The following is a 16,046-nucleotide window of genomic DNA, read 5'->3' as shown; positions in this document are numbered from 1 at the left end:
CGCACCCGCGCGGGCGACAGCCCCCAGCCGGGTGGAGTCACGGCAGCCCCCATGGCGCGAGATCACCCTGCGGGGCCACCGGGCCGACCACGAAGTCCGGTTTGTCACCCGCTCGGTGCACCACCGCTTCCTCGCCGCGCTTCAGCTCGACTTCGATGGTGCCGCCGCCGAGATCCTTGAAGTTGCGTGGTTTCCCGCGTTCGTCCGACACCGCCAGCTCGCCGGTGACGCCCGGCCGCAGCACGCACGGCGCACCGGCTTCGCTGTGGACTCGCAGCCAGCGCGTACTCCCCTGTTGCCGGGACGCGCTGAGCAGGAAGGCGCCTTCGGTCCGGAAGTTGTGGATGGTCGCGTCGGCCCAGGACGGCGGCAGCGCGGGGAACAACCGCACCACGCCACCCCAGCTCTGGCACAGCATGTCGTGCAGCGACTGGGCCGCCGACAGCGGTGTCTCGATGACCGGCCCGGATTCCTGGTACATCGTGTTCGGCTTGATGAACCGCCGCTGCAACTCCCCCAGGTAGAACTCGGCCTTCTCGCCGTGCCGCAGCTGCGCCGAGATCGACGCCGCGCCGGTGAAGGTGTACCCCTGCAGCGCGCCTTCGAAGCTGACCCAGTGCTCCAGCGATTTTTCGATCAGCGCCCGTGATTCCGGTTGCTCCCCGGTGATTTCGTAGAGCGGGTAGATCTGCAGCAGGTGCGAGTAGTGCCGGTGCGACTTCGCGAACGGCACCCCGGCGCCGATCATGTACCCGTTGGCGTCCACCGCGTACGGCGCCAGTTTCGCCAGCACCTCCTGCCACTTTCCGGCGAGCGGGTCGTCGATGTGCAGCGTGGCGGCCGACTCCAGCAGGGTCTTGCAGCCCCAGCGGATCAGCGCGAGGTCGTAGGTGCAGTCCGGCGCGTTCACCCCGTACTCGGGCGAGAAGGTGAACGGCAGGTGCAGCCGTCCGTCCGCACCGGGCGTGAGGAAGTGCAGGTAGTAGTTGATCGCCCCGCGCAGCAAGGGGAACAGCACGTCGCGCAGGATGCGCTCGTCCATCGTGTGCCGGTAGCTCAGCCACACGTTGTGCAGCGCCCAGGTCAGGTTGCCGACCTCCGGCGTGGGGCTCTCCTTCCCGGGAATGCCCACGCCGTAACCGGAATTGCCAACGCCGGCGCCGTTGCGCAACTCCATGTCGGTGGTGCGGGGAATGCCGTAGGAGTCGGCCGCGTACTGCTCGGGCAGTTCGTCGCGCATGTTGTCGCGGTAGCGGTCGAGCGAGTAGGTGACCGCGTCCAGCTCCAGGTGGTTGGCGCCGTGGATCAGCCAGTACTCGAGTTGCACGTTGAGGTTCCACCAGGTCGCCGGCCACGGGGTCGACTCCAGCCACGGCCCGCAGGTGGCCATCGCGGGCGCGTCCTTCCTGGCCGCGGCGGCGATCTTGTACAGCTGGATCCAGTAGAAGCTCTGCAACCTCCGGTCCGGAATGGACAGGAAGCCGTGGCGGTAGTAGTCGTGCCACCAGCGTCGATGCTCGACGGCCAGCGCGTCGAGCGGCGCGCTCGCACCGCGGACCAGCGACATCGCCTGCCGCACGGCGGTTTTTGCCGGATGCGACCAGGCGACCGCGGTGTAGAGCGCCCGCGCCGAGCCGCGTTCGGCCTCCCGCCAGGCGGTCACGTGCTCCCCACCGGCGTGCAGTGGCTGCACCGAGAGCCGGACGTCACCCGCCGACTCCGGCACGGCGGGCGGGTTCGCGGTGTACCCGGGCGGCGGTTGCCTGCCGAACTTCGGGTCGGCACGCGGGCTGATCGCCACCGCCGGGTGGAACACCCAGCGGAAGCCGCGTTCCCCCTCGGACGGCCGGACCTCGATGGCGAGCACGCTCCTCGTGCTGTGCAGCAGCGCGCGCAGTTCGAGGCTGCCCGCCGCGGTGGTGATGGTGCCGCGCAGTTCGGCGTTCCACAGGTCCATGCGCCAGTCGACGCCGGTGATCGCCCCGGCCGGTTCCAGGGTGAAGTGCCCGATCGGCAGCCTGGCCAGGCCGAACAGCGAGCCGAACTCCGGGCGGTGGTCCTGGACCTGGCTGTGCTGGACGTTGAACCGGATGGCGTTGCGGCCGGGCTCGGCGTAGATGCCCGAGCCGAGGAAGCCGTTGCCCAGGAACGGTCCCTCGTACCAGGTCTTCGGCAGCCGCTTCCAGACGAGATCGGCGAAGCCGACGAACTCCGCCCAGTCCGGCAGGCCGAGCGAGCCGCCCGCCGCGTCGGCGAGCGAGGCGGCCGCCGGGCCGGGCGACGCGCCCGCGGGCAGCGCCGGGCCGAGCGAAGCGCCCGCCACCGGGGCGAGGACTCCGGCCGCCATTCCCGCGAGCATCGTCCTCCGATTGACCTCGGGCATAACAGCTCCCTTTCTCGGCGGCGAGAGGTGCTATGTTTCGCCACAAATCACCGTTCAATCCAGCCCTTTCACCCGGAAAGCGCAAGATTCATCCGATGTCTGGTCGGGTAGCTATAGTTCTGCGGTGTTCACCGGGAGCTACCGGTACCCCGACTCCGGGGACCGCGTGACAGCGTCGTTCATCGGCCACCACGAGCCGTATCCCGGCTACTGGGCGGCCAGCGAGCGCCTGGCCCTCGAGCGCCTGGTCGAGCGGCTCGACGCCGGTCCGCGCGAGAGCGTGCGCGGGCTCGACGCGGGCTGCGGTGACGGACGGCTGCTGCCGTGGCTCAGCCACCAGGCCGCCACCATCACCGCCGCCGACCCCGATCCCGAGCGGCTCGCCGCCGCACGCGGCAAGCGGGACGCACTGGTGCCGGGGACCGAGATCACCTACACCGTCGGCGGCACCTCGGACCTCGGTGGCGGACCGTACGACCTGCTGCTGTCCAACCACGTCATCCAGCACGTGCCGACCGGCGCGGTCGGCCCCATCCTGCGTGATCTGGCCCGGCTCGCGGCTCCCGGCGGCGCGCTCGTGCTGTGCTACAGCCGGTCGCCGGTCGGCCGCGGTGGTTACACGGTCGATCTGCTGGTCGACGGGCAGAGCCGGTCGGAACCGATCGACCGGGCCCGGTTCGACGAGCTGGTCTCCGGTCCCGGTGAGCCGGGCACGCTGCCGGTCCGCCTGCTCGACCCGGTGGAGGTGCGGGCGGAGGCGGCCGAGGCGGGCTGGGTCCTCGACTGGGAGTGGACCTACCACGTGCTCGACGACCTGAGCGGACTGGACGCACACGGCGACCGGGACGAGCTGGTCAACGAATCCCCGTTGCTCGCCAAGGAAGTGGGGCGCGACATGGTGAACCTGTTCCGGCTGGGCTCGAGATGACCGGGTGGCCGGCCGGGGCGACGCGGAACAAGCTGCTGCTTTCGTTCGCCTGGCCGGTCCCGATGACCAAACGGGAGGCCGACGCCGTCTTCCGGCCCGGCCGCGGGTTGCTCGAACCGCTCGGCGGACGGCTCGGCACGGAATGGTCCGTGGCCGAAGGGTTCCTGACCTCGGGCGCCGAACCGCCGAACCGCTACCGGTTCACCGCGTCACTGGCCGTCGGCGACGGTGAGTCGTCCATCCCTTGTGGACTGATCGTCACCTGGCACCCGGCGTACCGCACCACCACCCTGCTCGTCACCGCGACGATCTCCGGCCGGGACGAGGTGCTCGAAACGTCCGATGTGGACCGGGCGATCGCGGTACTGCACAGCCTGCACCGGCGCACCGCCGAACCGGGGTTCCTGCACGGCCGCTACCGCGAGGTGCGGTACCCGTCGCTGCGCGCGGCCGTCGGGCAGGCCTTCGCGGAGCTGATCGACGGGTGCGGGGTGCCCGAAACGCTGGACCGCAACGGCTGGTGCGTCGAACTCCGCGGGTACGACGGGCGGCCACCGGAGGCCACCGTGGACGCCGACCCGCGCCCGTTCTACGGACTGGCGCACGGCGACGAGGGCTGGCGCTTCGTACCGCGGAACGTGGCCAGGCGGTCACTCGGCGATGCCTGGGGGACAAGGACTTTTCTCGCGATGTACCCGGTGTCCGCCGGGATCGTCTGCCTCAACAACAAGGGTGACGAGTACTCGTCGCACCAGGCCCAACTCGCGCGGCGTTACTTCGGCAGGGCCGAGCCGTACTTCGAGCTGGACACCGAAGTCGGCGGCCTCGACCACGGCGGACTGCTGGTGCTGGAACGGGTGCTGATCCGGATGGCGCTGGCGCACCAATGGCTGCGCCAGGCCCAGCGGGAACTCGCCGAAGCCGCCGGCGAGTCCCGCGTGGTGAACCGGCACCGCCTGCTGCGCGGCTCGCTCGACGACATCCTGCAGATGCTGAACTCCGTGCTGCCGCCCGAAGTGGACTCACTGGAGCGGCGGCTGATCACCAACATGGGTGTCGAACGCATCGTCCGCCAGCTCGACCGGCAGGCGGAGGCGATGGACGAGGAAACCCGGTACGCCTACGAAAGCACCGTAAGCGACCGGGTCGCCCGCCTCACCGTGGTGACCGTGATCCTCACCGTGGTCACCATCATCCTCGGTGTCCTGCAGGTGGTCTTCACCGTCTGAGCGCTCAGTCCGCGCGCCGCTTCTTCTTCCGCGCCATGTCGCCAAGCACCAGCGCCGCGCCCAGCAACGCCATCACCACGCTCGCCGGGATGTGCAGCCAGTCCGGCAGGACGTGCAGTTGCACGAACCAGCTCTCCGACGAGCTTTCCGCCACCCGGTTGATGAATCCCCCGACTCCCTGCACCACCAGGATGATGCCGAGCACCTCTATCATCGCCTTGCCCCTTCCCGAGATCCCGAAACCGAAACCAGCTGCCACAGCGGGCCGAGCACCAGCCAGATACCGGTGATCCAGCCCAGCCGCGGCAGCCAGGCACCACCGCCCGACCACAGCGCGGTCGTCCGCGCCGGCGTGCCGACCACCAGGACCAGCACCGCCAGCACCACCGCGGCGATCGCGCAGGCGAGCACGCACTTGCCCCACTCGCGCCATTCGTGGCGCAGCCGTTCCTCCCCGCCGCGCTTGACCGGCGGCGGCCCACCGGCGAACCGGTGCGCGAACCGCACGTCGGCCCAGCGGATCATGCTGGGCCCGAACACCACGCTGAAGCCCAGGTAGACCGCGGCGAGCCCGTGCGTCCACGTCGCCTGCCCGCCACCGGAGAGGTCGATCATCGTGGCCACCAGCACCACCACGTCGACCACCGGCGTCATCGCCAGCAGCACCACGCTCGTCCGCCGCAGCCTGAGCAGGTAGCGAGCCACCAGCCCGGCCGCGATGAACACCCAGAACCCGATCTCCCCCGCCGCGACCACCGCCGCCATCGGGTTGTCCCGGATGAAGTCCAGCACCTTGTCCATGGCACCCAGCCTGCGGCCGGACCCCGAGGGCGCGCGTCGGCGAACGGCAGGACCCACCGTCATCACTTCGGAGGACGAACCGTTTTCGCGCGGTGTGCTGTGATGGTCCACGTGCGACTGGACTACCGCCGGCTGCCGCCGTTCACCCAGGACGTCGGCATCGCCCTGCTCTACTTCGCCGGCGGCACGGTGCTCTACCTGTCCGGCATCTACCCGCTCTTCGGCGAGCCGACCCACCTGATCTGGACGCGCTTCGTACTGCTCGGCACGGTCTGCCTGCTGCAACTGCTGCGCCGTCTCAAGCCGGGGGTGGCGCTGGTGCTGGCGGCCGTGCCGTTCAGCGCCGACATCCATCTCGGCATGTCCGCGCCGATCCTGATCGCCTTCTCCGACCACCTCTACGCCGCGACCCTCTACGGCTCGCGATGGCTCAGCCGCACCATGATCGGGCTCGCCGCGAGCGGCACGATCGGCGCCGTGGTGATCGCGCTCATCGTCGCCGACGACTGGCGCACCGCGGTGCTGGCCGCGGTCGCCGCGGTGCCGTTCATCATCACGCCGGTGTGGTGGGCGTCGAACGTGCGCACCCATCGCGAGATAGCGCTCCGGGAGCGCGCCAACGCCGAGCAGCTGGCCAGGATCGCCGAACTGGACCGCAACGCCGCGGTCGCGGGCGAACGCGCGCGCATGGCCCGCGATCTGCACGACGTGATCGCCGGTCACCTGTCCGCCATCGCCATCCAGTCCGAGGCGGCGCTGTCCATCGCCGACGACGCGAAGCCGGACACCATGCGCACCGTGCTGCGCTCGGTGCGCGGCAACAGCGTCGACGCACTGGAGGAGATGCGCGCGATGATCGGCCTGCTGCGCTCGCAGGGGGTCGGCGAGGACGAGACAACCGCACCGGCGCGCCTTGGCGAACTGTCCAAACTGGTCGAATCAGCGCGGGCGAGCGGAATGGCGGTGACCGTGGCCAACGAGGTCGGTCCCGAGGTTTCGCTCCCGGCCGCGGTGGACCTGACCGCCTACCGGATCGCCCAGGAGGCGCTGACCAACGCGGTCAAGCACGCGCCGGGCACCTCGGCCGCGGTGCGCATCCGGCTCGACGGCAAGATCCTCACCGTGGAAGTCACCAACGAGCTGACCACCACCCGCCGCGAGTCGGACGCCGGGCACGGCCTGCTCAACATGCGTGAGCGGGCGCAGGCCATCGGTGGTTCCTTCGTCGCGGGCCCGGCCGACCCCGGCTGGCGCGTCTTCGCCGCACTGCCGATCGGAGGACAGGCCTGATGAGCATCCGCGTTCTCGTCGCCGACGACCACGGCGCGATCCGCGCCGGGCTGGTGATGATCCTGAACAACGCCGAGGGCATCGAGGTGATCGGTGAGGCGGCGGACGGCGCCACCGCGATCCGGCAGGCCAAGGTGCTGCGCCCGGACGTCACGCTGATGGACGTCCGCATGCCGGGCGTCGACGGCATCGCGGCCACCCGCGAACTGGTCGCCGCCGAACTCGGCCAGGTGCTCGTGCTGACCACCTTCGACCTCGACGAGTACGTGTTCGCCGCGTTGCGCGCGGGCGCGGCCGGCTTCCTGCTCAAGTCGGTCGAAGCGGCACGCCTGGTCGAGGCGATCCGGCTGGTGCACGCCGGGGAAGGTGTGCTCGCCCCGCAGATCACCCGCAAGCTGATCAGCGCGTTCGCCACCGCCGGACCACCGCGACCGGCCGCGCCGGCCGAACCGTCAGGGCTGGCCGAGCTGACCGACCGCGAGCGCGAGGTGCTGGCCTGCCTCGGCGAGGGGCTGACGAACGCGCAGATCGCGGGCAAGCTGTTCATCGGCGAGACCACGGTGAAAACGCACGTGTCGCGGGTGCTGACCAAGCTGGACCTGCGGTCGCGGGTGCAGGCGGCCATCCTGGCCCAGGAAGCGGGGGTAAACCGGTGAGCCGGTTCGACGCGCACCACCACCTGTGGAGCCTGGCGGGCATCGAACGCGGCGACTACCCGTGGATGCCGCCGGACGGGCCGCTGCGGGAGGAGTACCTGCCGGACCGCCTGGCCCCCGAGCTGGCCGCGGCGGAGGTGACCGGCACCATCGTCGTGCAGGCGGCGCCGAGCGTCGCCGAGACCAGGTACCTGCTCGACCTGGCCGCGAGCACCGGCTTCATTCTCGGCGTGACCGGCTGGCTACCGCTCGACCAGCCCGACGCGCTACCCGAACTGGCCGCCGACCCGTACTTCCTCGGCGTGCGACCGATGTTGCAGGACCTGCCCGACGACCGCTGGATCGGCAGGCCGGAGGTCCGTGACGGGCTGCGGGCGCTCGCCGAGGCCGGGGTCCGGTTCGAGGCGCTGACCTTCACCAGGCACCTGCCGACGCTGTACGCGGTGCTCAGCGAACTGCCCGAACTGACCGTCGTGCTCGACCACCTGTCGAAGCCCACCTATGACTGGGAAGCCGACGCCGAATGGCGCAGCTGGCTGGGCAGGCTGGCCGAACTGCCGAACACCTGGTGCAAGCTGTCCGGCCTGGTCACCGAGGTGGCCGCGGGCGCGCCGGTCGAGCGGTTCGTGCCGTATGCGGCTTTTGCCTTCGAGCGGTTCGGTGAGGACCGCGTGCTGTTCGGCAGCGACTGGCCGGTTTGCCGCCTGCGCGCGGAGTACGGCGAGGTGGTCCGGTTCACCGAGGAGCTGGTGTCGGCGGCCGGTCTGGGCGACGCGGACGGGTTCTGGCGGGCCAACGGCGAGCGCTGCTACGGCGTCCGGCTCCCGTGACAGCCCGCAATCCCTTCTTTTTTCTTGCCGAACCTCGGCGGCGAGCACGCAGCGTGACATAGCCCACGCCGAACCGGGACCGCCGGGTCGCCGAAGACCGGCCCCGGCGGCGTCCCGGCTCGCCCATTACCGCAATTTTTCGTTGCCCACCAGGGAATTTGTCGGCAAACCGGGTTTTCCGGCCAGCGGCCTCGAACGTCCGTTTTTCGTCACGGCCCGCCTTCCGCCGGATAACGGTTCAAAATTCAGCTCTGAACGAACACGGATTCCATACCGCGTTTCGGCGGCCGTGACGGGCCGTGGACGGCGCTTCACCAAAAGGCTCTGACCTGCGGAAACAGGGCCGTCGGTCACCGGCTGTTCCGGACCGGAGGGGCCACTTGCGACATCCGGGGTAATTCGGCGTGACACACCTCCCACGGAGATGGGAACACTTGCGGCTTCCGAAACGTCTGCAAGAGTAGAAGCAGCGAACACCGAGGAGCCGGAGACGCCCCGTCGCCGGATAAGTACCGGAGTGGTCGCGGCTGGATCGATGGCATCGGCCCCGCCGATGCCGGGACGGAGGGAGACTCCCATGACTTCGCCTACGCTCACCCGCCCCGAACTGACCGCTGCGGACCGTTGTGACCGGTGCGGCGCCGCGGCCCAGGTTCGCGCGGTGCTCCGCACCGGTGGCGAGTTGCTCTTCTGCGGCCACCACGCCAGGGCTCACGAGGACAAGCTCAAGGAACTCGAAGCGAGCATCGAGCGAGGCTGACACCGCTCAGCCACCCGGCAGCCATCCATCCGTCTCGGGCGGGGATCCCCTTCCACGGGGTCCCCGCCCCTTTTTTGAGCTCACACGGTGCGCTCAGACGGTGTCCAGGACGCCCTCAAAGGCCACTTCGGCGGCTCCCAGCAGCTTCACGTCGACGCCCAGCGCCGACGGCACGATCCGGGTACCACCGACCGCCCGGCTGACCATGCTGCGCCGCTGCACCTCGGCGGTCACCTTGCGGACGACCTCCTCGGGCAGCATGCCGAACAGCTCGCCAAGCACCACCAGCTGCGGGCCGAGCAGGTTCACCACGTTGACCAGGCCCAGCGTCAGCCACTCGGCGAACTCGCCGAGCTTCTCCGCCGCCCTGGCCGGGTCCTTCTCCAGCTCGCGCAGCTCGACCAGCAGCACCCCGCGCGGGGTCTCCTCCGGCACGTCCAGCGCGCGCCGCAGCGCCGCCTCACCCACCTCGGTCTCCCAGCAGCCGCTGCTGCCGCAGTAACAGCCGCGCCCGCCGGGCCGGATGACCATGTGCCCCAGTTCGCCGATGTAACCCGCGGCACCGCGCAACGAGGAGCCGTCGGCGATCACGCCGCCGCCGACGCCGACGTCCGCCGAGACGTAGACCGCGTCCGACGAGCCCTTCGCGACCCCGCGCAGGTGCTCGGCGACCGCACCGAGTTCGGCGTCGTTGCCGACGACCACCGGCATGCGCAGCACCGAGCCGAGCCGCTCGCCCAGCGCCACGTCGGTCCAGCGGAGATTGGGTGCCTGGTGCACGTAACCGTCCGAGCGGCGGACCACCCCGGGCACCGAGACACCGGTCCCGATCGGCTCCACGCCGAGATCGGCGGCGAGCATGCCCGCCGACTCGATGACGTGCGTGATCACCTCGTCCGGTTCCCGCGAGCGGCCACGCAGGTTCCAGCTGTTGCGGCCGAGGATCTGCCCGCCGAAGCCGACCAGTGCCAGAGCCACGTGCTCGACCTGGATGTCCACCGCGAGCACCACGGCGGCCTGTGGCTGCGGCAGCACGAGCAGCGAGGGTCGCCCGGCACCTCGTCCCGGTCTTGGCACCCGCTCCTCGACCACCCCGGCCTCGGCGAGGCTGTCCACCAGCGTCTTGATGGTGCTGCGGTTGAGGCCGAGTTCGGTGGCCAGAGCGGCCCGGGTGACCGGGCCGCCCACGTGCAGCAACCGCAGCAGGGTCGTGCGATTGTGCCGGCGCACCTCGTCGGGTCGTGCAACGGGCGTGCTGGTCACGATGGTTATCGTCCCATGTGCACGGTCAACGCGGTGCAGCCGCCGCGCGGCGCCGCGAAAGAGCGTCCACGGTGGCCGCCAGCAGCAGCACCAGCCCGGTCACGATGGAGACCACCGCGGCGGGCTGCTTGAGCAGGCCGAGGCCGTTCGCCACCACGGCCAGCACGGTGCCACCGATGACCGCGTCGAAGACCCGGCCCTTGCCGCCGAACAGCGAGGTCCCGCCGATCACCGCGGCGCCGACCGCGAACAGCAGCGTGTTCAGGCCACCGGCCTGCGGGTCCACCGAACCGACCTTGGACGAGTAGACGATCGCGCCGACCGCGGCCACCGACGAGGACACCACAAAAACGCTCGCCCGGATCTTGGTCACGTTGATGCCGGCCCGGCGCGCCGCCTCGGCGTTGCCGCCGACCGCGTAGATGTGGCGGCCGTAGCGGGTCCGGTTGAGCACGTAGGTACCGATGGTCAGCAGCACGAGCACGATCGGCACCACGTACGGCACGCCCGAGATGACGATGGTCGTGCCCGGCGCGCGGTTGATCGTGAGCAGGTAGGTGGCCACCGCGGCGAGCAGCGCGACGCCGCCGACCTTGAACAGCACCAGCGGGGTGGGCTGGGTGACCAGCCCGCGCTTGAGCCGGGTGAAGTGCCTGCCAAGGGTCACCGCGGCGAACCCGCCGGCGCCGACGAAGAACAGCAGCCAGCTGCCGAAGGTGGACAGGTTGCCGTTGGCCACCTTGTCCAGCACGCTCGACGAGCTGATGCCGAGCACGCCGCCGTCGCCGATGAACTGCAGGATGACGCCCTGCCAGGCGAGGAACAGCGCCAGCGTCACCACGAACGAGGGCATGCCGATCTTGGACACCAGGAACCCGGTGATCGAGCCGATCGCCGCGCCGACGCACAGCGCGAGCAGCATCTCCACCCACGGGTTGGCGGCGATGCCGAGCAGCGCGATCGCGATGGCCACCACCGAGAGCACGGCACCGGCCCAGATCCGCAGGAAGATCGCCAGCGCGGCACCGAGGCCGAGCACGATGACGAAGACGTAGAAGACCGTGGAGCCCATGCCGCCGAGCAGGTTGCCGTTCTCCACGTAGTGCATCGCCATCACCGCGGCGGTCACGCCCGACGCGGTACCGGCGGCCAGGTCGATCTCACCGATCAGCAGCACAAAAACGATGCCCATCGCGATGATCGTCTGCCCGGCGCCCTGCGCCAGCAGGTTCGCGATGTTGTTCAGCGAAAGGAAAACGTCCGACATCCCGGTGAACACCGCGACCAGGACGACCAGCCCGAGCAGCGCGGGCAGCGAACCGAGCTGCCCGGCGCGCAACCGGGAGAAGTAGTCGCGGACGGCTTCGCCGGTGGACATCGAGGTGGTGTCGATCCCGAAGTCGGAGATCGCGGCCTTGGCGGCCACGGAGCCGGTCGCCTCCGGCTCGGCCGGCTTGGCGGGGGTCTCAGTCATGATTGCTTCATTTCTCCTGCGAGGTGGCGGCTTAGATCGCTACGGCTTCGGGACGGGCCAGGCCGAGGTCGCCGGAACGACCGGCGGTGATCAGCTCGACCACCTGCCCGTGGGTGACGTTCTTGGTGTGCACGTCGGCGACGAGGCGGCCGAGGTAGAGCACCGCGATGCGGTCGGCGACCTCGAACACGTCCGCCATGTTGTGGCTGATCAGCACCACCCCGAGACCCTGCTCGGCGAGGCGGCGGACCAGGTCGAGCACCTGGCGGGTCTGCGCGACACCGAGCGCGGCGGTCGGCTCGTCGAGCAGCACCACCTTGCTGTCCCACAGCACCGACTTGGCGATGGCCACGGTCTGCCGCTGCCCGCCCGACAGCGCGGAAACGGGCGTGCGCACCGACTTCACCGTGCGCACCGAGAGCGACGCCAGCGTCTCGCGGGCCGCCTTCTCCATGCTGGCCTCGTCGAGCAGCCAGCCGCTGCCGCGCTCGCGGCCGAGGAACATGTTCTGCACGATGTCGAGGTTGTCGGCCAGCGCGAGGTCCTGGTAGACGACCTCGATGCCGAGTTCGGCCGCGTCCTTCGGGCCCTTGATGCTCACCGGCTCGCCCTGGAACAGCACTTCCCCGGAGTCGGTCGGGTGGATCCCGGCGATGCTCTTGACCAGCGTGGACTTACCCGCACCGTTGTCGCCGACCAGCGCGGTGACCTCACCGGCCCGCACCGAGAAGTCCACGTCGTGCAGGACGTGGACCGGGCCGAAGCTCTTGTTCACCGCTTTGAGTTCGAGAATCGGAACTGTCATCTGAGTTTTCTCCGGGCTGGTGGTTACACGGGTGGGCCCGGGCTGGGGTGCGCCTTCGGGGCACGCACCCCAGCCCGGAGCTCGGGGGCTCGGCTACTGGATGCCGAGTTCGGCGCAGGCGGGCTGCAGGTCGCCGGCGCAGATCTCCGCCGCCTTGACGTAGCCCTGGTCGACGACCTTCTTGATGTCGGCCTTGAGCACCGTCTGCGGGGTCAGCAGCACCGACTTGACGTCGCGGCCGCCCTTGTCGTCACGCGAGGTGCCGGTGGCGATCGCGTCGGCCGCGGCCTTGTCGCCCTTGGCCAGCGCGGCGGCCAGCTTGGCGGCGGCGTCCGCCTCCTCCTTGATCGGCTTGAACACGGTCATGTACTGGTCACCGCGGAGGATGTTCTTCAGGCCGTCGGCGGTGGCGTCCTGGCCGGTGACCGGGACGGTGCCGTTCAGGCCGTTCTTCTTCAGCACGGTGATGATCGCGCCGGCCAGGCCGTCGTTCGCGGCGACCACACCGTCGACCTTGCCGCCGTTGCCGGTCAGGATCTGCTCGAAGGTCGAGCCACCCTTCTGGTTGTCCCAGTTGTCGATGGCCTGCTTCTGGACCAGCTTCAGCGCGCCCGAGGTGTACAGCGGGCCGAGCACGCGCTGCTGGCCGTTGTAGAACAGGGTCGCGTTGTTGTCTGTCGGCGCGCCCTCGATCTCGATGACCTGCGCGGCCGGCTTCTCCTTGAGCGCGTCGGCCAGCGCCTGGCCCTGCAGTTCGCCGACCTTCTCGTTGTCGAACGAGACGTAGTAGTCGGAGGAACCGCCGAGGTTGAGGCGGTCGTAGTCGATGGTGGGAATGCCGGCGTTGCGCGCCTTGGTCGCCACCGCGCTGCCGACCTCGCTGTTGATCGAGGCGATGATCAGCACCTTGACGCCCTGGGCGATCATGCCGTCGGCGAGCGTGCTGAACTTCTGCACGTCACCCTGCGCGTTCTGCACGTCGGGGTCGAGGCCGGCGTCACGCAGCGCCTGCTCGAGGTACGGCTTGTCGAAGCCTTCCCAGCGGGCCGAGCTCGCGGTCTCCGGCAGCACCACGCCGACCTTCGCCCCGCCGGCGGCGGGCTGCTGGCCGGCGGTGGGGGTGCCGCTCGAGCCGGCCGACGGGGCCTCGGAGTTGGCCCCGCAGCCCGCGAGTGCGATCGTGACGCTCGCCGCCGCAGCGAAGAGGGCAAGAGTCTTTGTCCTGCGCATCCGTTGTCCTTCCCGGATTCTGCGCCCGAGCAGCGCGGCGATCCTGCTCGGACCGGCGCCCCGTCGCGCAAATGTTGTGGGCGACAACATATGTCCAGGCAGGTTACCAACGGAAGAAGTCTGAATCGATCCAGTCGCGGATGTCCGGATACGTTTTGGCAACAAGGCCACCCGAACTCAGCGTGACCGGCCGCCGGTGATTGCCCTGGGTGGGTGCCTGCCCACTATCCGCAGCGTGACCGCCGGAGGCCAGGTACCGGGTCCAGGTTCACCCGATAGGCGGGCAGCCGGAAAGGGGCTCGCAGGTGAAAGCCGGGCGCCTGCTGTGACGGCGGACGCGGCAGCCGGGCGCGCGGCTGCAGGGGCGCGACAGCAGGCGCGGGGCAGCGGGCGCGCGGCAGCGGCACGTCACAGTAGGCGGGCGCAGCCGCCGGGGCGTGGTTACCAGGAGCGCAGGGTTACGACGCGCTCTTCCAGTTGTTCCAGCGTGGCCATGGCGGTGGGCGGACCGCCGCACGCTGCGCGCAGTTCGTTGTGGATCTGCCCGTGGGACTTCCCGGTGCGGTGGTGGTACATGCCGACCAGGGCGTTCAGCTCCTTGCGCAGCGCGCCCAGGCGCTCGGCCACCGTGCGCGGCTTGGGCGCCGGGGGCGGGGTCTCGGCCTTGGGCTTGCGGCGCTTGTCGTCGGCGAGTTGCTCTTCCTGCCGCTTGCGCAGCAGGGCCCGCACCTGGTCCGGCTCCAGCAGGCCCGGCAGGCCGAGGTACTCCTGCTCCTCGTCCGAACCCGAGAACACCGCGGTGCCGAACGAGTTGCCGTCGTAGATGACCTGGTCGAGCTCGGCGGAGGCACCCAGCGAGGTGAACGCCTTCTCCTCCTCACCGGGCTCGTCCTCGGTACGGTTCGCGGCGACCAGCAGCTCGTCGTCCCAGCCGTCCTTCTCCCGGTGCGGCTTGCCGAGCACGTGGTCGCGCTGGACCTCCAGCTCGCTCGCCAGCTCCAGCAGCACCGGCACGCTCGGCACAAAAACGCTCGCCGTCTCACCGGGGCGCCTCGCCCGCACGAACCGGCCGATCGCCTGCGCGAAGAACAGCGGCGTCGACGCGCTCGTCGCGTACACCCCGACCGCGAGCCGCGGCACGTCCACGCCCTCGGACACCATCCGGACCGCGACCAGCCAGCGGTCGGTGGACTCGGAGAACTCGCCGATCCGCGCGGAGGCCTTCGGATCGTCCGACAGCACCACCGCGGGCGCCTCGCCCGAGATGCGCTGCAGGATCTTCGCGTACGCGCGGGCGGAATCCTGGTCGGTGGCGATGACCAGGCCACCGGCGTCCGGCATGGTCGTGCGGACCTGGCTCAGCCGCGTGTCGGCGGCCTGCAGCACCGCCGGCACCCACTCACCGGCCGGGTCCAGCGCGGTGCGCCAGGCACGGGCGTTCTGCTCGGCGGTCAGCGGCTCGCCGAGCCGCGCGGTGAACTCGTCGCCCGCGCTGGTGCGCCAGGACGCCTCCCCCGAATAGGCGAGGAAGACCACCGGCCGCACGACGCCGTCGGCGAGCGCGTCGGAGTAGCCGTAGGCGTGGTCGGCGCGGCTGCGCATGGCGCCTTCGCCGTCCGGCTCGTAGGTGATGAACGGGATCGGCGAGTCGTCGCTGCGGAACGGGGTCCCGGTCAGCGAAAGTCGGCGCACCGCGGGCGTGAACGCCTCGCGGACCGCGTCACCCCAGGACTTGGCGTCCCCGCCGTGGTGGATCTCGTCCAGGATCACCAGCGTCTTGCGGTTCTCCGTGCGCACCCGGTGCATCGTCGGGTGCGCGGCGACCTGCGCGTAGGTGACCGCGACCCCGCGGTAGTCCGAGGAGGTCACACCGGTGGTGTTGCGGAAGTTGGAGTCGATCGCGATGCCCGCCGCCGCGGCCGAGGCCGCCCACTGGTGCTTGAGGTGCTCGGTCGGCGTGACGATGGTGACCGCCTCGATGGTGCGGTCGGAGAGCAGCTCGGCGGCGATGCGCAGGCCGAAGACGGTCTTCCCGGCGCCGGGCGTCGCCACCGCGAGGAAGTCCTTGGGCTTGGTCGTCAGGTACTTGGTCAGCGCGCGGCGCTGCCAGGCGCGCAGCGGCCGGACCGTGGTGTCCTGGCCGGGCGGCGGAGCGCTGAAACCGGCGGCCGCCCGATCGTGCTGGGCCGTCTCCGACAAGAAGGTCCAACTCCCCTCTGGTGGCGCGGTGGGCGTGCTATCCCCTGCGGCTACATGCGAACGCCCCCGCTTGGCACCGCTGCGGAGGCTCCGACGAGCTTACCCGGCGCCCCCGACAACTTCGTGCCGCGCCACGGCACGCGGCGGCGAGAGGACGGCCACAACCGGGCGATCGGTGCCCCCACGAGCCAAATTCGC

The 16,046-nt window shown here is 70.3% G+C and carries 14 protein-coding genes; 6 read left to right on the top strand and 8 right to left on the bottom strand.

The annotated features are described in order from the left end of the window. Positions 1-37 precede the first annotated feature (37 nt). Complete coding sequence (locus YIM_RS14615; RefSeq protein WP_153030883.1) at positions 38-2,383, bottom strand: glycoside hydrolase family 95-like protein; 2,346 nt, start codon at positions 2,381-2,383, stop codon at positions 38-40. Between the two features lie 124 nt (positions 2,384-2,507). Between YIM_RS14615 and YIM_RS14610 the strand changes: the two genes are divergently transcribed. Both YIM_RS14610 and YIM_RS14605 read left to right on the top strand, forming a co-directional pair. Next, positions 2,508-3,311: a bifunctional 2-polyprenyl-6-hydroxyphenol methylase/3-demethylubiquinol 3-O-methyltransferase UbiG gene (locus tag YIM_RS14610; RefSeq protein WP_153030882.1), complete on the top strand. Its 804-nt coding sequence runs from the start codon at positions 2,508-2,510 to the stop codon at positions 3,309-3,311. Continuing rightward, entirely contained in the window at positions 3,308-4,540 is a 1,233-nt protein-coding gene (locus YIM_RS14605) for a hypothetical protein (RefSeq protein ID WP_153030881.1), read from the top strand. The genes YIM_RS14610 and YIM_RS14605 overlap by 4 nt, the downstream gene beginning before the upstream one ends. 4 nt (positions 4,541-4,544) lie before the next feature. Here YIM_RS14605 and YIM_RS14600 read toward each other — a convergent pair whose 3' ends face one another. Both YIM_RS14600 and YIM_RS14595 read right to left on the bottom strand, forming a co-directional pair. Further along, positions 4,545-4,754, bottom strand: a complete 210-nt coding sequence (locus YIM_RS14600) for a hypothetical protein (RefSeq protein WP_153030880.1) — start codon at positions 4,752-4,754, stop codon at positions 4,545-4,547. Next, positions 4,751-5,341: a hypothetical protein gene (locus tag YIM_RS14595; RefSeq protein WP_153030879.1), complete on the bottom strand. Its 591-nt coding sequence runs from the start codon at positions 5,339-5,341 to the stop codon at positions 4,751-4,753. The genes YIM_RS14600 and YIM_RS14595 overlap by 4 nt, the downstream gene beginning before the upstream one ends. Positions 5,342-5,443: 102 nt before the next feature. Here YIM_RS14595 and YIM_RS14590 point away from each other — a divergent pair, with 102 nt between their 5' ends. The 4 genes from YIM_RS14590 to YIM_RS14575 all read left to right on the top strand — a co-directional run bounded on the left by YIM_RS14590 (position 5,444) and on the right by YIM_RS14575 (position 8,877). Further along, positions 5,444-6,631: a sensor histidine kinase gene (locus tag YIM_RS14590; RefSeq protein WP_153030878.1), complete on the top strand. Its 1,188-nt coding sequence runs from the start codon at positions 5,444-5,446 to the stop codon at positions 6,629-6,631. Next, on the top strand, positions 6,631-7,287 hold the full coding sequence (locus YIM_RS14585; RefSeq protein WP_153030877.1) for a response regulator transcription factor: 657 nt from the start codon (positions 6,631-6,633) through the stop codon (positions 7,285-7,287). Before YIM_RS14590 ends, YIM_RS14585 begins: the two co-directional genes overlap by 1 nt. Then, complete coding sequence (locus YIM_RS14580; protein WP_153030876.1) at positions 7,284-8,117, top strand: amidohydrolase; 834 nt, start codon at positions 7,284-7,286, stop codon at positions 8,115-8,117. The genes YIM_RS14585 and YIM_RS14580 overlap by 4 nt, the downstream gene beginning before the upstream one ends. Before the next feature lie 577 nt (positions 8,118-8,694). Continuing rightward, the gene (locus YIM_RS14575) at positions 8,695-8,877 is read left to right on the top strand and encodes a hypothetical protein (protein ID WP_113693034.1); all 183 of its coding nucleotides are present in this window, start codon (positions 8,695-8,697) and stop codon (positions 8,875-8,877) included. 93 nt (positions 8,878-8,970) lie between these two features. On the opposite strand, the gene YIM_RS14570 is transcribed toward YIM_RS14575, so the two are convergent. The 5 genes from YIM_RS14570 to YIM_RS14550 all read right to left on the bottom strand — a co-directional run bounded on the left by YIM_RS14570 (position 8,971) and on the right by YIM_RS14550 (position 15,848). Next, complete coding sequence (locus tag YIM_RS14570; protein ID WP_194240152.1) at positions 8,971-10,140, bottom strand: ROK family transcriptional regulator; 1,170 nt, start codon at positions 10,138-10,140, stop codon at positions 8,971-8,973. Positions 10,141-10,165: 25 nt separating this feature from the next. Beyond that, entirely contained in the window at positions 10,166-11,614 is a 1,449-nt protein-coding gene (locus tag YIM_RS14565) for a sugar ABC transporter permease (RefSeq protein WP_153030875.1), read from the bottom strand. Positions 11,615-11,645: 31 nt separating this feature from the next. Further along, entirely contained in the window at positions 11,646-12,419 is a 774-nt protein-coding gene (locus YIM_RS14560; RefSeq protein ID WP_153030874.1) for an ATP-binding cassette domain-containing protein, read from the bottom strand. Positions 12,420-12,512: 93 nt separating this feature from the next. Next, a complete protein-coding gene (locus YIM_RS14555) occupies positions 12,513-13,649 on the bottom strand; it encodes a sugar ABC transporter substrate-binding protein (RefSeq protein WP_153030873.1) in 1,137 nt (378 codons plus the stop codon). 441 nt (positions 13,650-14,090) lie between these two features. Further along, positions 14,091-15,848 (bottom strand): DEAD/DEAH box helicase, encoded by a 1,758-nt coding sequence (locus tag YIM_RS14550; protein ID WP_153030872.1) that lies wholly within the window; start codon positions 15,846-15,848, stop codon positions 14,091-14,093. Between the last annotated feature and the right edge of the window lie 198 nt (positions 15,849-16,046).

Origin of the sequence: Amycolatopsis sp. YIM 10 (genome assembly GCF_009429145.1) — a bacterium.
GTDB lineage: Bacteria > Actinomycetota > Actinomycetes > Mycobacteriales > Pseudonocardiaceae > Amycolatopsis.
Note: the sequence above shows the minus strand (reverse complement) of the source record. Positions and strands in the feature narration are given on the sequence as shown.